Below are 17,520 nucleotides of genomic sequence, written 5' to 3' on the forward strand. Positions count from 1 at the left end.
TTCGATGAACCGTGACAACGGCACCGAATCGTCGTTCATCGCAGGACTTTTGCGCGACGTCGACCTGACTGCATCGCCACTGCGCCTATTCGTCACCGGGACCGATGCCAGCGCTCGGCCCCAAGTGACGAGGGTTGTACGGAAGCGAATCGAATCGGGTGACAAGCCCGTGGTCACCGCAGTCACGCATGACGTCCCCGCCGACGCGATTGTGGTGATCGCGGACGCGCAAGCTCTGACCTCCGATGAAATCCGTGCCCTGAAAGAGCTTGTCCAACGTGACGACCTCGGAGTTGTCGTAGCCTCCGATCGGATCGATCCACCACTCGCACCGATCTACTCGAACATCTCGAGTTTCGGCACCGTGTTGCATCTGAACCCGTTGAACCGAAACGATATTCGGAAGATCGCGGCCGAGCGAAGAGTCCCGCTCGACGACCGCGCCGTGGTGGCGCTCGAGCATCTGTCCGGTGGTTCCTTCGGGGCGATCGAAGCGTACTTCGCCGCCGCCTCGGCAGGCCGCCTGGAAATGCCGAACGCCATACGCACACACATCCTCCACCAGGTCACCGCTCTGCATCCGATCGAGCGCGAGATCCTCGAAGTTTCACTCGCCGTCCCGGACATCGACGCCTTCGAGCTCGATCTGGGACAGGAGAAGTTCAGCCTCACAGCTGCATTCGACCGGGCACTGGCGACCGGACTGTTCGGTTCGCGATCACCACTCGTCGCGAGCGTGCTCGCCGAGTCGACGAGCACCGGGCGTATCCGCAGCGAGCTGATCAGAATCGTCGAATCACGCGCACACACGAGAACCCTCGATATCGACACAGCACGAAGACTTTTCGACTCCGGAATCCGCCACCGCGATCTCACGGGTGTACTACGAGACGCCGTCGAGGCGAGCACGCCGGCGGTCGCGGCAGATCTCTTTCGCCGCGTGAATTCGATCGAGCCTCTCGGCGTGGCCGACACGCTGCTGTACGCCCAGGTCTCGGCTCGCAGTGGTGACCTCGACACTGCCTGCCGTCTGGCCGATTCCGTCATCGCCGCACCCGATCTCGACGACGCGAGATTGGCTGCGGCGGTGCGAATCCGCGCAGCTTCGTCCGCAGCATGCGGCCAACTCGGCGCCGCTGCAGATCTCTACACCTGGCTGGGGCCAGGGCGCACCGGAAACGAATCCCCCTTCGCCGCAATCACTTTCCTCGGCATCGGCAAGGTCGATGACGCGAACGCGGCGCTCACCGGACACACCGGATCACCGTCGAGCTCGACGGTCGGCGCTACCACACTGGCCAACGGACTGATGCAATCGGTCACCGGGAGCGCACCGAGTGCGCTCAACACGATGTCGCGCGCACTCTCGCTCCCCGGCGGAGCCGACACATCTGAATTCCAGCCTGATTCCGCCCCGGCGCTGGTAGCTCTCGCACTCCTGCACAACGGCGCCCATGAACGGGCCGCCGCTGTCGTCACGGCCGCGATCGCCGCCGACGACGCAAGCAGCCACACGTGGGCGCGACTTCACCTTCTCGGCGCCTGGATCGCGATGGTCCGCGGGCAGGACGCGATTCTCGAAGACCTACCGCAGGAGGTAGTCCGCGGCCCCCTCCGTGAGCGTGACGCACTGTTTCTGCATGCTCTGATCGCGGGTCTCGCTCGGCGTTCCGGCGATCTCGCCCAGCTGCGTCGAGCTTGGTCGGGCGCGGCAGGCACCCTCTCGTCCTGCAGCGTTGATCTGTTCAATCTGCTTCCCATCGGCGAACTGTGGCTTGCGGCAGTACGGCTCGAGGAGACCGAGCAGGTCGAGCATCTCGTCGACAACGCGCGCTCACTCCTCCGCGCGCTCGGCGAGCCGCCGCTGTGGTCGTCGCCGCTGCATTGGTACGGCGTCCAGGCGTCGATCCTCTCGCAGTCGCCGGCCGATCTCCTCCCACACGCCCATACACTCGCCGAATCAGCCAAAACTCACACTTACGCAGCCGGTTTGGCGATCGCCGGACGCCAGTGGCTCCTACTGATGCAAGGCAACGTCGACGCAGACGGTGTCGAAGCCGCCGCACGAACGCTCAGTCGGATCGGACTCCCGTGGGACGCCGCTCGCCTCGCCGGCGAAGCAGCGCTGCGCACCCCGGACACCAAATCGGCCACGGCACTGCTCCACGTTGCGCGCTCGCTACGCACAACGTCGACGGCCGAGACAAGTGCAACCGATACCGCCACAAGTGCGGCGCCACCGTCGGTGTTGACCGAGCGCGAACAAGAAGTTGCCGAACTCGTCGTCGTCGGACTGACGTATCGGGAAATCGGCGAACGCCTCTACATCTCCGCTAAAACCGTCGAGCACCATGTCGCACGCATCAAGCGGCGCGTCGGGGCGCAGTCTCGTTCGGAACTGCTCACCATCCTTCGCAGCATGACACCGCCGAACAAGTAGTTAGCTGCATATTGTCCAGAGGGTTGCGTATCTCCGTTTAAGTGATAGTTTTCACAGGAATCAGGACATGCCTGCCGAGCAAAGTTCGGTAACTGTGAAACGGGGATCGCTATGAAGTGGGGAGTCGGACTCGCCGTCGGCAACAAACGAAGCATTGCTGCGATCGCGAGACCTGACTTGGAGCTGGTGACCCTCGAACGCGAATCGGTTCTGCACCACGCCCCCGACGGCACCGTGCAGCTAGGCGGAACCGCGGCGGGGTCCACCGGGTTGCGCGGGTTCCTCGACAGGGTCGGCACCGACGATACCGACAACTTCTCCGAGCACATGACGCGAGGGGAGGAACTGGTAGCGACAGCAATGTATTGCCTGGTCAAGGAAGTCCGAACACTCACCGATCAGAACCTGAACATCTCTGCGGTGATCCCCGCAGGTTGGTCGAGCGATTCCGTCGACGTACTGCGCGGCGCACTCGACAGCATGAATCTCGACGGCGTCGAACTGATTTCAGAAGATGAAGCCTCTGCGGCTTGGCTCGCGGATCCTGACGCCGACGACCGTGCTGCTCGCGGAGCCGCAGCGTTGGCCGCACCCTTCTCGATCACCTCTACCTGTCCCGAACCCCAGCCAACCGATTTTGCCGAGCCAGAGGACACCCCCGAAGAGTTTCCGCCGTTCGTTCTGATCGAACCGGAGCCGGAATCCGGCGTGGAGGCACCGGTCACGAAAGAACCGAGCATCGACGGTTGGCTGAATCGCCAGTGGCGGTCGGAGCGCCGACCGATCATCGCCGCAGCAGCCGCCGCAGTCTTTCTGACGGTGTCGGGTTGCGCGGCCGCGGTCATCATCGGACACACTCCGACCATTTCAGCACCCAGGATTCTCGACGCACAATCTTCCCTGTCCCCCGGGACGGACACAGCTGCCACCTCGACGAGTTCATCCGGGACAGGCACGCAATCAGCGACCTCACCCCCACCGGAAGTACCCGCTCTCGGCGCGCAGCCGACGGCGCAGTCGTGGGCATCCGAAGCGGAATCGACCTCATCCGAATCCCAGCCCATTCCGGTGAGTCCGGGCACCGGTACAGAGAAATCCACTACGGCGAACGTCCCCGCGCAACAGGGATCGCCGATCACCATCCAGATCGATCCCCTTCGGATCGAGAACCTGCCGCCGGTCGTCGGACCGCTGGATCCGGTCGATCCGGATACCCCGGACACTCCCGCCGTGACCGCCCCCACTGATACACAGACAACGCCGACGCAGCCGTCCAACCCGACCGACACAACCGATCCGGTGGTTCCGAATCCCGACATGCCCGTCATGCCATTGGCCCCGAGACCCGGAATGCCAAGTTAGACAGAATAATTCGACTTGCCGACAACAGGCACATATTCCTCGTCGAAACTTTTCCCCTATGGTGGGTGCGGTACCTACCGGCTCGGTGCCGGGGACTTGAAGGGATTTCATGCGTAACTCGTTGGCGATCCGCACCGCTGTGGTCGGCGCCTCGGCACTACTGCTCGCAGCTCCATTCACCACGACGGCATCGGCAGAGCCCGCCTCCGACACGCATGTCGAACAGCTCGGGGCAGATCAGCTTCCGGCTGAGCTGATCGAGGCGATCACACGCGATCTGAAGATCTCCCCACAGGAGTATCTGGACCGCGCTGCCAAAGCTCAGGAACTCGGTGCATACGCCCAGGAATTCAAGTCCGAGCGCCCTGGCGACTACGCCGGCTCGTGGATGGGACTCGACGGTCAACCCGTCGTAGCCGTCACCACCACCGAAGCTGCACGCATCGCGGCCGACGACGGTTACCGCACGCACGTCGCCCCCGTCTCCGCCGACACCCTCGAGAAGACGCTGGCCGACGTCAACGGATGGATTGCCGGGCTGCCCAAGGAAATCTCACGCGCAGTCAATTCGGCGACTATCGACGTCCTGAACAACCAGGTCGTCATCGACGTCGCGAACAGCCCCGTCGGGCAGGCGCTCAATCTTCCGACCCTGCTCGAGAACACCAAGATCGTTCTCAGCCCGGACGGTGGCGGATCGGTTGATCCCGGAGCACTCGGCGGCGACACCTACATCACGTCGACAGGCCCCATTCGCGAGACACCGACCGAGAACATCTCGGTCTGCTCGTTCGGGTTCAACGCCGTCGACGATCAGAACAATGCTCTCAATATCAGTGCCGGACACTGCAATCCGGCCGAGGGTTCGAAGTCGCCCGTCTACCTGCCGAATCACGCGAACGTCGACGACAGTCAGTTGATCGGAGCATTCTCACAGTCTTCCGTCGGCAACAATGCCGGCGATCTCGATTACTCGGTCATCAAGTTCGACCAGTCCGGCATCGACGCGGGCCTCGACCGTGCTGCCGTCCGCGGTGCCAACGGGACCACCCTCGCGATCACCGGAACGGCACGTCCCGTGATCGGCGCTCCCATCTGCAAGTCCGGCCAGACGTCGTCCTTCACCTGTGGTGTCGTGGCAGCCGATCGCGTCGAAACTCAACTGGTCATGGCGGACGGTGATTCACGAACCGTTCGCGGATTCGCCGGCACCGCGTGCACCCTCGCCGGGGACAGTGGCGGCGCCATCGTCTCCGGAACCTTGGCTCTGGGCATCACCAGCGGCTCCAACAGCAGCGGAGCACCCAGTTGCAACGAAGCGAACCTGGTACTGGCGACCTCCGGTGGAACCTCGAATCTGGGTATTCCGGTCGGAGACATCCTCGACGCGGCAGATCGCGCTTCCGGTGGCGGTGTCGGTGCCGGAATCCGCGTCCGCACTGCAGGTTGACCAACCACTGATTCACGCACTGTGCCCGCCGATCCGTTTCGCGATCGGCGGGCACAGTGCTGTTGTCGGTCGGGGTCAGCGCTGTCTGCTCATGTAACGGGTGGGAATAGCGCGTTCGAACCCATATAGTCATGGTCGACTGTGATCGGCTCACCACAAGTCCGTGAGCCGTATCCGTGTGCTCCCAGGGGGGTGGTACGCGGTCAACGAAGTGGAAAGGCCCACATGCGAAGCTCCATCGCACGTCGCGCCGCAGTGTTCGGTTCGGCCGCGCTGCTGCTCCTCGGACCGATTACCGCGGTCGCGAACGCAGAACCGAACGAATCCGGGGTATCCGATCAGGCAGCCCATCTGCCCGTCGAACTCGCCGAAGCCCTACAGCACGACTTGGCGCTGACGCCCGACCAGTTCGTCTCGCGTTCCGAACTCGCGCAGAAGCTCGCGGAGTTCGCCGCCATCGCGCGCGTCCAGTTTCCCGACTCTTTTGCCGGAGTGTGGCTCGACGACCTCGGCAAGGGCATCGTCGCTCTCGCTGACGGTCGCGACAAGGATGCTGCCCGCGAGGCCGCCGAGAAGGCCGGTTTCGAGGTCAAGGACGTCGCGCAGAGCGAGCAGGCTCTGCAAGGTCAACTCTCGGCACTCAACACCTGGCTCGATTCGCAGCCTGCCGAGGTCGCAGACCTCGTGCGTGGCATTGCCGTCGACGTCGTCGGCAACGGAGTCGCCCTCACCGCCGATCCTGCCGCCGGCATCGAATTGCCTGAGTTCCTGAAGCGGACCGTCGTCCATACCGCTGCTCCGCTACTGGTTCCCCCGATCGTCGCGGACCTCATCCCCGCAACCGGATCCGCAACCGGCGACGCCGCACTGGGCGGAGACGCCTTCGGCGCAACCTCCGGTAACACTGGACTGCGTTGTTCGTTCGGCTTCAACGGCACCGACGGTTCAGGGCGCACGGTCAACATCAGCGCCGGTCACTGTGATCCCAATCGCGCCGCTGCCGGCACCTCGAACTCCAGCCAGGTCTTCCCGATGGTGAACAACCAGACCGGGCCCCGCGTCGGGTACTTCGCCAAGAGCAGCTTCGACGGGCGCGACTACTCGATCATCAACATCGACGACAACGCGAAGTACCGCTTCGAGAACAACAGCGTGCGGGTCCCGTTCAACCGCTCGGTCAACATCACCGGTACCGCCGATCCTGTCGTGGGCGCCCCGGTCTGCAAGGCAGGATCGACCACAGGCTTCAGCTGCGGCGTCGTCACTGGCGTCAACCGCGTCGCAAAGGTTTTGGATCACACCCTCGACAACGGCTTCACCACCAACATCTGCGTCCTGCAGGGTGACAGCGGTGGCCCGATCGTCTCCGGAACGTTGGCAGTGGGCATCACGAGTGCGTCCAACGTCGCCACCTCTCCCCTGTGCGAGATCGCTCAGGCAGAGACACTGTTCGGGCAAGAAGCCCCGACCCAGTACGCGACGCCGATCAACGACATCCTCGCCGCCAACCCAGGCCTGAAGGTTCGCGACTACTGATCACACGCATTCCTCGAGACAGCAAAACGGGCGCCACACCTTCTGAAGGTGTGGCGCCCGTTTCGGCGTTCGTGACGTTCTACTGGAAGAGAGTTGTTCCAGCCGGAGCGTTCAGAACCTTGATCAGGTCCAAGCCCGCGACGACGGCAGTTCCGCCGCCGGCGAGGATGGTACCGGCGACTCCACCGATACCGGCCCCTGTGACCATGCCGGGCAGGCAGCCGACGACCAGGCCGGGCAGACCCACGATGCAACCGATGACCGCCCCGACGATCGTGCCGGTGAGGCTACCGATCTGCGTGGCAAGCCCGAGCTGTGACTGGAACTTCTCGATTGCCTTCTGATCCTCGTCAGGCGAAGCAACCGGGGTGAACTCGGCAGCGACCGGCTTCGGCTTGGAGCTGGCCGGGTCCAGGTTCGGCTTGAGGGTGAGGGTCTTGCCGTCCTCACTGACGGTCTCGTCGAACGGGAACTGAACGTCGCCGAGGTTGAACGCGAGCGGAAGACTCACGAGAGTTGCGCCCTGGCTGTTCTGCAAGTCGACGTGAGTTCCGTCGCCCGAGACCCGGAATGCTCCGGCGTCGATGGTGGTGACAACGGCCTGGTCGACGACCTCGGCGGTGTACGAAACGTCGGGTGACGTCTCCGGAGCTGCGTAAGAAGTACCTGCAGCGATGCCCGTAGCGGCAATGGTCATCGCTGCGACGGCCGCAGCTTTTCGAATGAACATTTTTGATCCTCCCCGGGATCGGGCGGGCGTCAGTCGATGACTCACACCACCCGTTTCCCCTGTGCGTGACGGGCGTAACGATAACAGCCGGTCGGTTGTTCTCACCTGCTCGGAACCCGACTTAGGGCTGCCTGACAGATGGACACCTGACGGGCACCGCCTAACGTGACGACCAGACATGTCTGCGTCTGGCCCAGCCCGTCCGACGCAGAAGATCGATCTCTCCAGGCCACGAGCGGTTACCAGCCGGTACCTACAGGCTGGTAATGCTAGTTACTGGCGGGTAACATAACGCAGGTTAGTATCAGTGGGCTGTCCCGAGGTGGCCGACGCGTCGCCCTGAAACGAAAGGCCGCGACATGAATGCCCTGACGATTACGTTGGGCACGATTGGTGCTCTGCTGAGCTTGGTGTGTTGGTACATCTTCCTCTCAGGCGCGCTGAGGATGTTCAACACCGTGCGCATCGGCCAGTCGGCACCCGATCGATGGCGCCCGTTCTTCCCTCGCTTCAAGCAGATGATCATCGAGTTCATCGCGCACACGCGCATGAACAAGTTCCGCAGCGTCGGCTGGGCCCACTGGCTCGTCATGGTCGGCTTCCTCGGTGGGTTCCTGCTGTGGTTCGAGGCCTACGGCCAGACGTTCAACCCCGAGTTCCACTGGCCCATCTTCGGTAATACGTGGGCGTGGCACCTGTGGGACGAGATCCTCGGCCTGGGCACCGTCATCGGTATCACCACGCTGATCGTGATCCGTCAGCTCAACCACCCGCGTCTGCCCGCGCGCCTGTCCCGTTTCGGCGGCTCCAACTTCAAGGCTGCCTACGTCATCGAAGGCATCGTCCTGCTCGAGGGCCTGGGCATGATCATGGTCAAGGCAGGCAAGATCGCGACCTACGGTCACGCCAACCCGTGGACCGACTTCTTCACCATGCAGGTCGCGAAACTGCTTCCCGCCAGCCCCGTCATGATCTCGGTGTTCGCATTCGTGAAGCTGATGACCGGCATGATCTGGCTCGCGATCGTGGGCCGCAACATCACCTGGGGCGTCGCGTGGCACCGCTTCTCGGCGTTCTTCAACATCTACTTCAAGCGTGAAGACGACGGCACCGTCGCGCTCGGCGCGGCAAAGCCCATGATGTCCAAGGGCAAAGTCCTGACGATGGAGAACGTCGACCCCGACACCGACACTCTCGGCGCCGGAAACATCGAAGACTTCTCCTGGAAGGGCTGGCTCGACTTCACCACCTGCACCGAGTGCGGTCGTTGCCAGTCCCAGTGCCCCGCGTGGAACACCGGAAAGCCGCTCTCGCCCAAGCTGCTCATCATGTCGCTGCGTGACCACGGCTACGCCAAGGCCCCGTACCTGCTCGCTGGTGGACGCAAGGACATGGGCGGCGACGAGATCGGTCTCGTCGACAGCGAAGGCAATGTCAAGGAAGCCGCACTCGCAGCCATCCCCGAGGCCGCACGTCTCGAGGCCGACCGCAAGCTCGTCGGTGAAACCGTCGAAGGTGAGATGGCCCCGGTCATCGACGCCGAAACCTTGTGGAGCTGCACCAACTGCGGTGCCTGCGTCGAACAGTGCCCCGTCGACATCGAACACGTCGACCACATCATCGACATGCGTCGCTACCAGGTCCTGATCGAATCGGAGTTCCCCTCCGAGCTCGCCGGCCTGTTCAAGAACCTCGAGAACAAGGGCAACCCCTGGGGTCAGAACTCCAAGGACCGTCTCAACTGGATCAACGAGATGGACTTCGAGATCCCTGTCTTCGGCAAGGACGCCGACAGCTTCGAGGACTACGAGTACCTCTTCTGGGTCGGCTGCGCCGGCGCCTACGAAGACCGTGCCAAGAAGACCACCAAGGCTGTCGCCGAACTCCTCGCCACCGCGGGAGTGAAGTTCATGGTCCTCGGCGCCGACGAAACCTGCACCGGCGACTCCGCACGTCGTGCCGGCAACGAGTTCTTGTTCCAGCAGCTCGCGATGCAGAACATCGAGATGCTCAATTCGGTCTTCGACGGTATCGAGCAGAAGAAGCGCAAGATCGTCGTCACCTGTGCGCACTGCTTCAACGCCCTCGGCAACGAGTACCCGGAGGTGGGCGGCGACTACGAGGTCGTGCACCACACTCAGCTGCTCAACCGTCTGGTGCGCCAGAAGAAGCTGATCCCGGTTGCGTCCGTGAGCGAAGACGTCACCTACCACGACCCGTGCTTCCTCGGACGCCACAACAAGGTTTACGACGCTCCCCGTGAACTCATGGAAGCCTCAGGCTCCAAGCTCGTCGAAATGCCGCGTCACGGCGAACGTTCCATGTGCTGTGGTGCCGGTGGTGCTCGCATGTGGATGGAAGAGAACATCGGCAAGCGCATCAACGTCGACCGCGTCGACGAAGCGCTCTCCACCAACCCCAAGAAGATCGCCACGGGTTGCCCGTTCTGCCGCGTCATGCTCACCGACGGCGTCACTGCCCGCCAGGAGCAAGGCCAGGGCGAAGGCGTCGAGGTCGTCGACGTCGCGCAGCTGATGCTGAACTCCGTCACTCGTCTCGATCCCGCCCAGCTCGGCGAGAACATCAAGGTGATCCCACGCGAGAAGGCACCGGTCGCTGCTGAGGCAAAGGCCGAGACCGTCGAGCAGGATCGGGTCGCCGAAGTCGAGGAAGCTGCCGCGACTCCGGAAGCCAAGGCTGCACCGGCAGGCAAGGGTCTGGCCATGAAGGGCCTCGCCAAAGCACCAGGTGCAAAAGCTCCCGGTGCCAAGGCACCCGGCAAGGGGCTCGGAATGGCCGGCGGGGCAAAGGCTCCCGGCGCCAAGAAAGCGGCTCCCGCCGCAAGCGCGGAAGCTCCCGCTGACGAAGCTGCTGCACCGGCAGCACCTGTCGCAAAGCCCAAGGGTCTCGGCTTGGCAGGCGGGGCCAAGGCTCCCGGCGGCAAGGGACTGCAGATGAAGGGCGCCGCCAAGGCACCCGGAGCAAAGGCCGCTGCCGCGCCGGCAGCGGAAGCTCCGGCTGCTGAGGCTGCTGCACCCGAAGCTGCTGCACCCGTCGCCAAGCCGAAGGGTCTGGGCCTGGCGTCCGGCGCCAAGGCACCCGGCGGCAAGGGACTGCAGATGAAGGGTGGGGCCAAGGCTCCTGGTGCAAAGGCTGCTCCTGCTTCTGAAGCACCTGCTGCTGCTCCGGCAGAGGCTCCGGCTGCACCGGCAGAGGCTCCGGCTGCACCGGCAGAGGCTCCGGCCGCCGAGGCGGAAGCCCCGAAGGCTCCGCCTGCTGCCAAGGCCGGCGGACTCGGATTCAAGTCGGGCGCAAAGGCTCCCGGTGCCCGGAAGGCAGCTCCCGCTGCGGCCCCGGCGCCGGCTGCAGAGGCCCCGGCTCCCGAGGCCGAACCTGTGAAGGCAGAACCCGCCGCTGAAGCGCCTGCTGAGGCGTCCGCACCCGCGGAAGCTCCGGCGCCTGCTGCCGCGCCGCCCGCCCCCAAGGCAGGCGGACTCGGATTCAAGGCCGGCGCGAAGGCTCCTGGCCGCAAGAAGTAAGCGCACCACACGCGAATGCCCTCACCGTCATGGTGAGGGCATTCGTGTTTGTGCGGGAGCCTTTGCCGACCGAGCACCCTTTCCCTCGACCCGACACACCGTCCAGCACACGGAAACCGGTGCTCGCCCTGTGCAAGTGGTGCTCACTCCCCCGCCAACTCGAGGCCGGCGTGTCAATCGGCGACAAGCATCACCGCACCGCGCGCACGCCCGACGCCCCTTTCCTGCTGCCGGCCGATGACGTATCGTCCCGGAGCGATGCCGGTCGCGCCGTGCTCCGGGTGGATGAGGTACGCGGTCACTCGGGTGTCGAGCATGCCGAGTGCAAGGCCCCGAGCATCTTTCACCGGCGTCGACCACGTGCACTCCCCTTCGTCTGCAACCAGACTGTGGGGGTTCCCTCCCGCCGCACTTCGCAGCAGTTCCACGCCGGAGAGCGGCACTCTCACAGAGCGTGTCCATGGCAGAGGCGCCACGATATTTGCGAGCAGCGAAAACGGGACCACGATGAGATCGCCTTGCGCCTGAAGTCCGTCGATCACAGGAATGGACACTTCCTGGTCCAGGTAGTCGAAGACATCCAGGCCGGTGAGGGTGGTGAGAGCGGACAAGGTCATGTTCGAGTTCATAAGTATCACCCAGGGTTTGAGGATTGAGGGTAGAGGGTTCGGGATTCAGGTTCGACGAACGAGACGGGAATAGTCGGTACCGGTGATGCCGTAAGTCCATCCGGCGGCATCCAACGCGGAGGTAAACCATCCGGGTACGTGAAGGCCGTATCGACGCCGATGCCCGTCGCGTTCGAGAGAACCGTTGACCGCGAGGAGAATCCGTTCACTTCGACCCCAGCCCTCCGGCGACGCGTAGAGCTGCAGCAGGCAACCGGCGTTACCGGGATCGTCGGTTTGGTCGACCAGTGTCAGGCCCGCCAGCTCGATGTAGGAATCCCAGCCGATCCGCTCGATTGCACATCGACGGATCTCGACGTTGCGCTCGTGCGCGATGCGTTCGGCGGTGGGGTCGAGCACTACCCACTCTGGAACGATCGCTCCGTGTAGAACGAACGCCGTTGTACCGTCTACGAATTCGATTGCGGGGGAATCAGAATGATGCAAGCGCCGTGCTCCCTGCGCGCTGCCCGGAATCGGTTCGGCATGTAAGGCGGTGGGTCGTTCCGCCATGATGCACACGTCGTCGAACGCCCACCACCACCCGGTCGAGTCGGCCAGTGCGGTCTGCACGTCGAGGAGTTCACGGTCTTCCGAGCGGAAAGTCGCAAGACCGAATCGATGACATGTGTCGTAGTACGCGATTCGATGTGCGTCCTGCTGCCCGTACCAGGTCACTTCCCCGGCCACCGGGGTCAACATCGTTCGTATCGCAGCTGCGACGCCGTCGAACAGCGTGGTGTGCAACGATTCCCAAATGGACGCCCTGATCAGGCGCTCCCCCTGCCGGCGTTCCATCTGCCAGCCAGTTCTCCGACATTCGATTCGCGCGTCCATGCGTCGGCGCGAAGCCGCAAACATGCTCGCGATATACCCGGAAGCGCAGTCGAGGCCGGTGCCGTCCAATGACATCTTGGTCGACAGTCCTTCGGTGACGATCAGGTCCGAACCAGCAGACGGCGACGGGACCCAGACGAACTCCGGTTTCGGGAGCCCGGAGCGTCGATACAGTTGCGCGACAGAGGCTTCTGCGGTGTTTCGATCAGCAGGACGAGTACACAATCCGCGTTCGAGCCACACGTCGCGGATCTTTTCCAGGGCCAGACTGTCTTCATCGAAGAGATTGAAGTTCTCGGGCAATGTCGCTCGATGTGATGCCGACGAGCGAATCGGTGCGGCGCTCACGCGACGGTGGCGGTGTCCGCCTTTCCTGTAGTCATAGTTGAACAGCCTGGCACGCGAACGCTCCGGACGCAAGGGTTTCCTAGAGCGCGACACCGGGAACCTGCCACCGTTTCCCATACCGAACACCCTCTCCAGCGACGCGAAACCGGTTCGAGCTGTGGACAAGTGGTGTTCACTCACGGCTATCCACACCCCCGGGGTCACGGCTTCCTTTCCAGCGCCGGGCACAGCAAGATCGATCGACATGGGGGAACAGACACATATCATCCGCAGGCCGGACCAACTGTCGATCGGTCGCACCGATGCCGAGATCCGACAGGCCTGCGCTAGTGGAACCTGGGCCAGAATCCATCGTGGTGCGTACGTGGACAGCGGCCACCTGTCCCGCCTCGACGCATACGGACGACATCGATTGCGGGCAGAGGCCGTGGCCTGCGCCGCTTCACCCGGTGCCACTGTCAGCCACGTCTCGGCTGCGGTTCTGCACGGTTTCGAACTCTGGAACACTCCGCTCGAGGTCGTTCACCTGTCCCGGAACCGGCGAGGTGGTGGCCGAAAGTCCGCTCGACGTCACGTGCACTCGACATGGCTGGCGGACAACGAGATCACCGAAGTCGATGGGCTGCGCGTCACGACTCCGGCACGAACTGTTGCGGATCTCGCGAGGATACTCACTTTCGAACAGGCTCTCGTCGTGGGCAATTCAGCGTTGCACCGTTCAAGGTTGCCCAAGGACGCGGTTGCAGCATCGCTGGCACTCAGCCCGAACGATCCGCGCCATCGACATGCGCTCCACGCGCTCACCGCGATGGACTCCCGTATCGAAAGCGTCGGTGAATCACGGAGCCTCGCATTGTTCCTGCACGAACACCTGCCGCTCCCCGAACCCCAGGTCGACATCCACGACGCTCGAGGGTTCGCCGGCCGCGTCGACTTCCTGTGGCGTGAGCAGCGCACCATCGGAGAGTTCGACGGCCGCATCAAGTACGGCCGACTGGTGCCCGCCGGTCGCAGCCCCGAGGACGCGCTCTGGAACGAGAAGCTCCGCGAAGACCGACTCCGTGACGCAGGGTGGGAGGTCGCGAGGTGGACGTGGGCCGACCTGTCGACCCCGTCACTGGTGGCAAGTCGGATCCTGGCGGCCTTCGCGCGCAGCCACGGGGCCGTCAGCTACTGATCGCAGGCTTCCACAGCTCGAGCGTCGGAATGCCGGGTGGAGTGAATCCGAGCACCTGCCCGTAGAAGGACAGCTCGGCGTTGCGTGAGCTGATGATGGTCGACTGCTTGCGGAATCCGTGAGATTCACCCTCGTAGGCCAGGTACGCGTGCGGAATGCCCTTGGCCACCAGAGCATCCCGGAATCGCTCCGCCTGCGAGGGTGGCACGATCGGATCGTCGAGACCCTGGAGAAGCAACACCGGGCAGTTCAACCCGTCGACGTTGTTGAGTGGAGCACGTTCCGCGTACAGGTCGGCAGATTCCGGCAGCGGGCCGATCAAACCGTCGACGTAACGCGATTCGAAATCGTGAGTTTCCTGCACGAACAGGTCCAGTTCGGCCACGCCGAAATAGGAAGCACCACAAGCGAACACGTCGGACGTCGTCAGTGCGGCCAGAACGGTCCAACCACCGGCGGATCCGCCTTCGATGGCAAGGCGGGCCGGATCGGCAAGCCCTTGCTCGGCCAACCCGTTGACGGCGGTGACGACGTCCTGCACGTCGACGACACCCCACTGACCACGCAATCGATTACGGTACTCACGTCCGTAACCGGTCGACCCGCCGTAGTTCACATCGACGACGCCGATTCCGCGGCTGGTGAAGAAGGCGTAGACGAGGTTGAGGGCCGGTGCGACGTGCGCCGTCGGCCCACCGTGAACAAACGCGACATACGGCGGTCGTTCATCGTCGAGCCCTTTGTATCGCGGACTGCGCGGCGGATACGCAACGGCGTGAACTTCTCGCCCGTGTCCGTGAGCCACGACGGCTCGCGCTTCCGGAAGGTAGGCAGACTCGGGCAATTCTTCGACCGACGAACGGATTTCGGTGAGTTCGCCGGTACCGAGGTCCAGTTCACGTAGCGCGCCCGCCAGTTTCGCGCCTCCCGAGATGAGCAGTAACCGATCGCCGCGAACTTGCATGAGGCCGATGCTGGTGACACCCGGGGTCGCGATGTCGCGCAGTTCCCCCGACGCCGGGTCGAGTACCGCCAGTGTGTCGGTTCCGACGGTGCGTGCGGTGAGCAGGTGCCCGTTGCCGAGTTCGACGAACCAGCGCCCACCGAAGCGCCACTGTGGGCCACCGAAATCCGCGTTCACCGGGCAAATCGGGCTGATCTTGCCGCCGACGCGATAGATGTTCCACCAGCCGCTGCGATCGCTGATTGCGTAGAGTTCGTCGTCGGTGATCCACTCCGGCTGCAGGACGGACTCTTCAAGTCCGCCGATCAGCACGGAATACGCCTGAGCGACGCCGTCGACGAGTGGAGCTACCCGCAGTTCGGTACCGTCCCAGGGCATTTGCGGATGGTTCCATGCGATCCAGGCGATCTTGGTTCCACTCGGCGAAAGCCTCGGTGACGAGAGGAAGTCCGAGCCGCCGACGATCGAGCGGATGTTGCCGGAACCGTCCAGCGGAATCGCACAGATATCGCGAGTGATCGCCCCGTCCTCCGCGTGCGCTTCCCGAACCGCCCACACCTCGCCGTTCACGATCTGCAGGTCTGCGTATCGCCACGCGGCCGGCGGCGCCGGTTCGGGCGTCAGAGCCCGTGGAGTGACTCCTTCGAGGATGTACACCCGTTGATCGGAGAATTCACTGAAGACCAGTTTTCCGGACTCGGTGACCGTCCAGGCGCCACCGCCGTACTCGTGAACCCTGGTTCGCGCGTTCCACGGCGCGGGGAGGATGTCGACGGGTTGGTTGTCGAGACCAGATCGACGGATCGAGGTCCGACCACCCTCGGTCGGACGAAGTTCAGCCCACCAGATCTCGTCACCGACGTATCGTCCACCCTCGACAGGATGCCCACCTGCAGCCAGATCAGCTGCTCCGATCGGAGAAGTCCACGATCCGTACGGGGCTGCAATCTGCTCGCTGGGGGTCATCGCTCGACAATAGCCAACGGGGCGTGCGACACGGTCCCCGACAATGCACTTGCACAGTGGTGGAATCATGTAACTCGTGAGCACACCAGAACCCGTCCGCCACCGTCAGCCGCAGCGCGAGCTGGAGCAGTCGTCGAAGCTCCAGAACGTCCTGTACGAAATCCGTGGACCGGTACACGCGCATGCCGCCCGGTTGGAGGCGGAAGGACACCGGATCCTCAAGCTCAACATCGGCAACCCGGCACCGTTCGGATTCGACGCCCCCGATGTGATCATGCGGGACATGATCGCCGCCCTGCCCTATGCACAGGGCTATTCGGAGTCGAAGGGCATTCTGTCGGCGCGGCGCGCAATCGTGACGCGTTACGAGCTGGTTCCCGGCTTCCCCGAGCTCGACGTCGACGACATCTACCTCGGCAACGGTGTTTCCGAGCTGATCACGATGACCATGCAGGCCCTCCTCAACAACGGCGACGAGGTTCTGATCCCAGCACCGGACTATCCCCTGTGGACTGCGATGACGAGCTTGTCCGGAGGCACGCCCGTCCACTATCTCTGCGACGAGGCCAACGACTGGAATCCCGATATCGCCGATATCGAATCCAAGATCACCGACAAGACCAAGGCTCTCCTCGTCATCAACCCGAACAACCCCACGGGTGCGGTGTACTCGATGGAGGTTCTGCAGCAGTTGGTCGATCTGGCACGCAAGCATCAGCTTCTGCTGCTCGCCGACGAGATCTACGACAAGATCCTCTACGACGACGCCAAGCACATCTCGCTGGCAACGCTTGCCCCTGATCTGCTGTGCCTGACGTTCAACGGCCTCTCGAAGGCCTACCGCGTCGCCGGCTACCGCTCCGGCTGGGTGGCAATCACGGGCCCGAAGGATCACGCGGCCGGCTTCCTCGAGGGACTCGATCTCTTGGCGTCGACCCGTCTGTGCCCCAACGTCCCCGGACAGCACGCCATTCAGGTCGCCCTCGGCGGTCACCAGAGCATCGAAGACCTGATCCTGCCCGGCGGCCGCCTGCTCGAGCAGCGCGACGTCGCTTGGGAGCGATTGAACATGATTCCGGGCGTTTCGTGTGTGAAGCCTCGCGGCGCGCTCTACGCGTTCCCTCGTCTGGATCCGAACGTCTACGAGATCTACGACGACGAGAAATTGGTTCAGGACCTGCTTCTCCAGGAGAAGATCCTGATGGTTCAAGGCACCGGGTTCAATTGGCCGAATCACGATCACCTTCGGATCGTCACCCTTCCGTGGGCCCGAGATCTCGCCGTGGCCATCGAGCGATTCGGCAACTTCCTCACCAGTTACAAACAGTAGATTCTCACGCTGAATCCGGCTGAAATCGAGTAAACAATTCGTTGTACAAATGCCCCGTAAACGTAAAACTGCGGGGCATTTGTGCGACCTTGGTCACATTTTTCGCAAACCAGGCGGTTTGATTGACTCTTTAACTATTTAGTGACCTGCCCCGATGTGAAAACGGTCCAACC

General features: G+C 63.4%; 11 protein-coding genes. 7 read left to right on the plus strand and 4 right to left on the minus strand.

Annotated features, from left to right (window positions below):
• Positions 1 to 4: 4 nt before the first annotated feature.
• From ABIE52_RS15010 to ABIE52_RS15025, 4 genes are all read left to right on the plus strand, one after another.
• Positions 5 to 2,440, plus strand: coding sequence for a LuxR C-terminal-related transcriptional regulator (locus ABIE52_RS15010; RefSeq protein ID WP_192712059.1), 2,436 nt, complete (start codon positions 5 to 7; stop codon positions 2,438 to 2,440).
• 111 nt (positions 2,441 to 2,551) lie between these two features.
• Positions 2,552 to 3,802: a hypothetical protein gene (locus ABIE52_RS15015; RefSeq protein ID WP_192712058.1), complete on the plus strand. Its 1,251-nt coding sequence runs from the start codon at positions 2,552 to 2,554 to the stop codon at positions 3,800 to 3,802.
• A gap of 109 nt (positions 3,803 to 3,911) precedes the next feature.
• Positions 3,912 to 5,252: a S1 family peptidase gene (locus ABIE52_RS15020; RefSeq protein WP_054187118.1), complete on the plus strand. Its 1,341-nt coding sequence runs from the start codon at positions 3,912 to 3,914 to the stop codon at positions 5,250 to 5,252.
• A 225-nt stretch (positions 5,253 to 5,477) separates the two neighbouring features.
• A complete protein-coding gene (locus ABIE52_RS15025) occupies positions 5,478 to 6,788 on the plus strand; it encodes a S1 family peptidase (protein ID WP_054187117.1) in 1,311 nt (436 codons plus the stop codon).
• Positions 6,789 to 6,867: 79 nt separating this feature from the next.
• On the opposite strand, the gene ABIE52_RS15030 is transcribed toward ABIE52_RS15025, so the two are convergent.
• Complete coding sequence (locus tag ABIE52_RS15030) at positions 6,868 to 7,518, minus strand: DUF8020 domain-containing protein (RefSeq protein ID WP_003943407.1); 651 nt, start codon at positions 7,516 to 7,518, stop codon at positions 6,868 to 6,870.
• 359 nt (positions 7,519 to 7,877) lie between these two features.
• Here ABIE52_RS15030 and ABIE52_RS15035 point away from each other — a divergent pair, with 359 nt between their 5' ends.
• Positions 7,878 to 11,057 carry a (Fe-S)-binding protein gene (locus tag ABIE52_RS15035; protein ID WP_192712057.1) on the plus strand — a complete coding sequence of 1,060 codons (3,180 nt, stop codon included), beginning with the start codon at positions 7,878 to 7,880 and terminating at the stop codon, positions 11,055 to 11,057.
• Between the two features lie 173 nt (positions 11,058 to 11,230).
• Here the strand turns inward: ABIE52_RS15035 and ABIE52_RS15040 are convergent, their stop codons facing one another.
• Together ABIE52_RS15040 and ABIE52_RS15045 are read right to left on the minus strand one after the other, a co-directional pair.
• The gene (locus ABIE52_RS15040) at positions 11,231 to 11,686 is read right to left on the minus strand and encodes a DUF8820 family protein (RefSeq protein ID WP_064074628.1); all 456 of its coding nucleotides are present in this window, start codon (positions 11,684 to 11,686) and stop codon (positions 11,231 to 11,233) included.
• 45 nt (positions 11,687 to 11,731) lie between these two features.
• Entirely contained in the window at positions 11,732 to 12,910 is a 1,179-nt protein-coding gene (locus ABIE52_RS15045) for a DUF6745 domain-containing protein (RefSeq protein ID WP_192712056.1), read from the minus strand.
• A 244-nt stretch (positions 12,911 to 13,154) separates the two neighbouring features.
• On the opposite strand from ABIE52_RS15045, the gene ABIE52_RS15050 reads away from it, so the two are divergent.
• Positions 13,155 to 14,087, plus strand: coding sequence for a hypothetical protein (locus tag ABIE52_RS15050; protein ID WP_070162082.1), 933 nt, complete (start codon positions 13,155 to 13,157; stop codon positions 14,085 to 14,087).
• On the opposite strand, the gene ABIE52_RS15055 is transcribed toward ABIE52_RS15050, so the two are convergent.
• On the minus strand, positions 14,077 to 16,017 hold the full coding sequence (locus tag ABIE52_RS15055) for a S9 family peptidase (protein ID WP_192712055.1): 1,941 nt from the start codon (positions 16,015 to 16,017) through the stop codon (positions 14,077 to 14,079). The genes ABIE52_RS15050 and ABIE52_RS15055 overlap by 11 nt on opposite strands.
• A 76-nt stretch (positions 16,018 to 16,093) precedes the next feature.
• Here ABIE52_RS15055 and ABIE52_RS15060 point away from each other — a divergent pair, with 76 nt between their 5' ends.
• Positions 16,094 to 17,347 (plus strand): pyridoxal phosphate-dependent aminotransferase, encoded by a 1,254-nt coding sequence (locus tag ABIE52_RS15060; RefSeq protein ID WP_192712054.1) that lies wholly within the window; start codon positions 16,094 to 16,096, stop codon positions 17,345 to 17,347.
• The last annotated feature ends 173 nt before the right edge of the window (positions 17,348 to 17,520 follow it).

The organism is Rhodococcus sp. OAS809 (genome assembly GCF_040546695.1).
Classification (GTDB): Bacteria; Actinomycetota; Actinomycetes; order Mycobacteriales; family Mycobacteriaceae; genus Rhodococcus_F; species Rhodococcus_F qingshengii.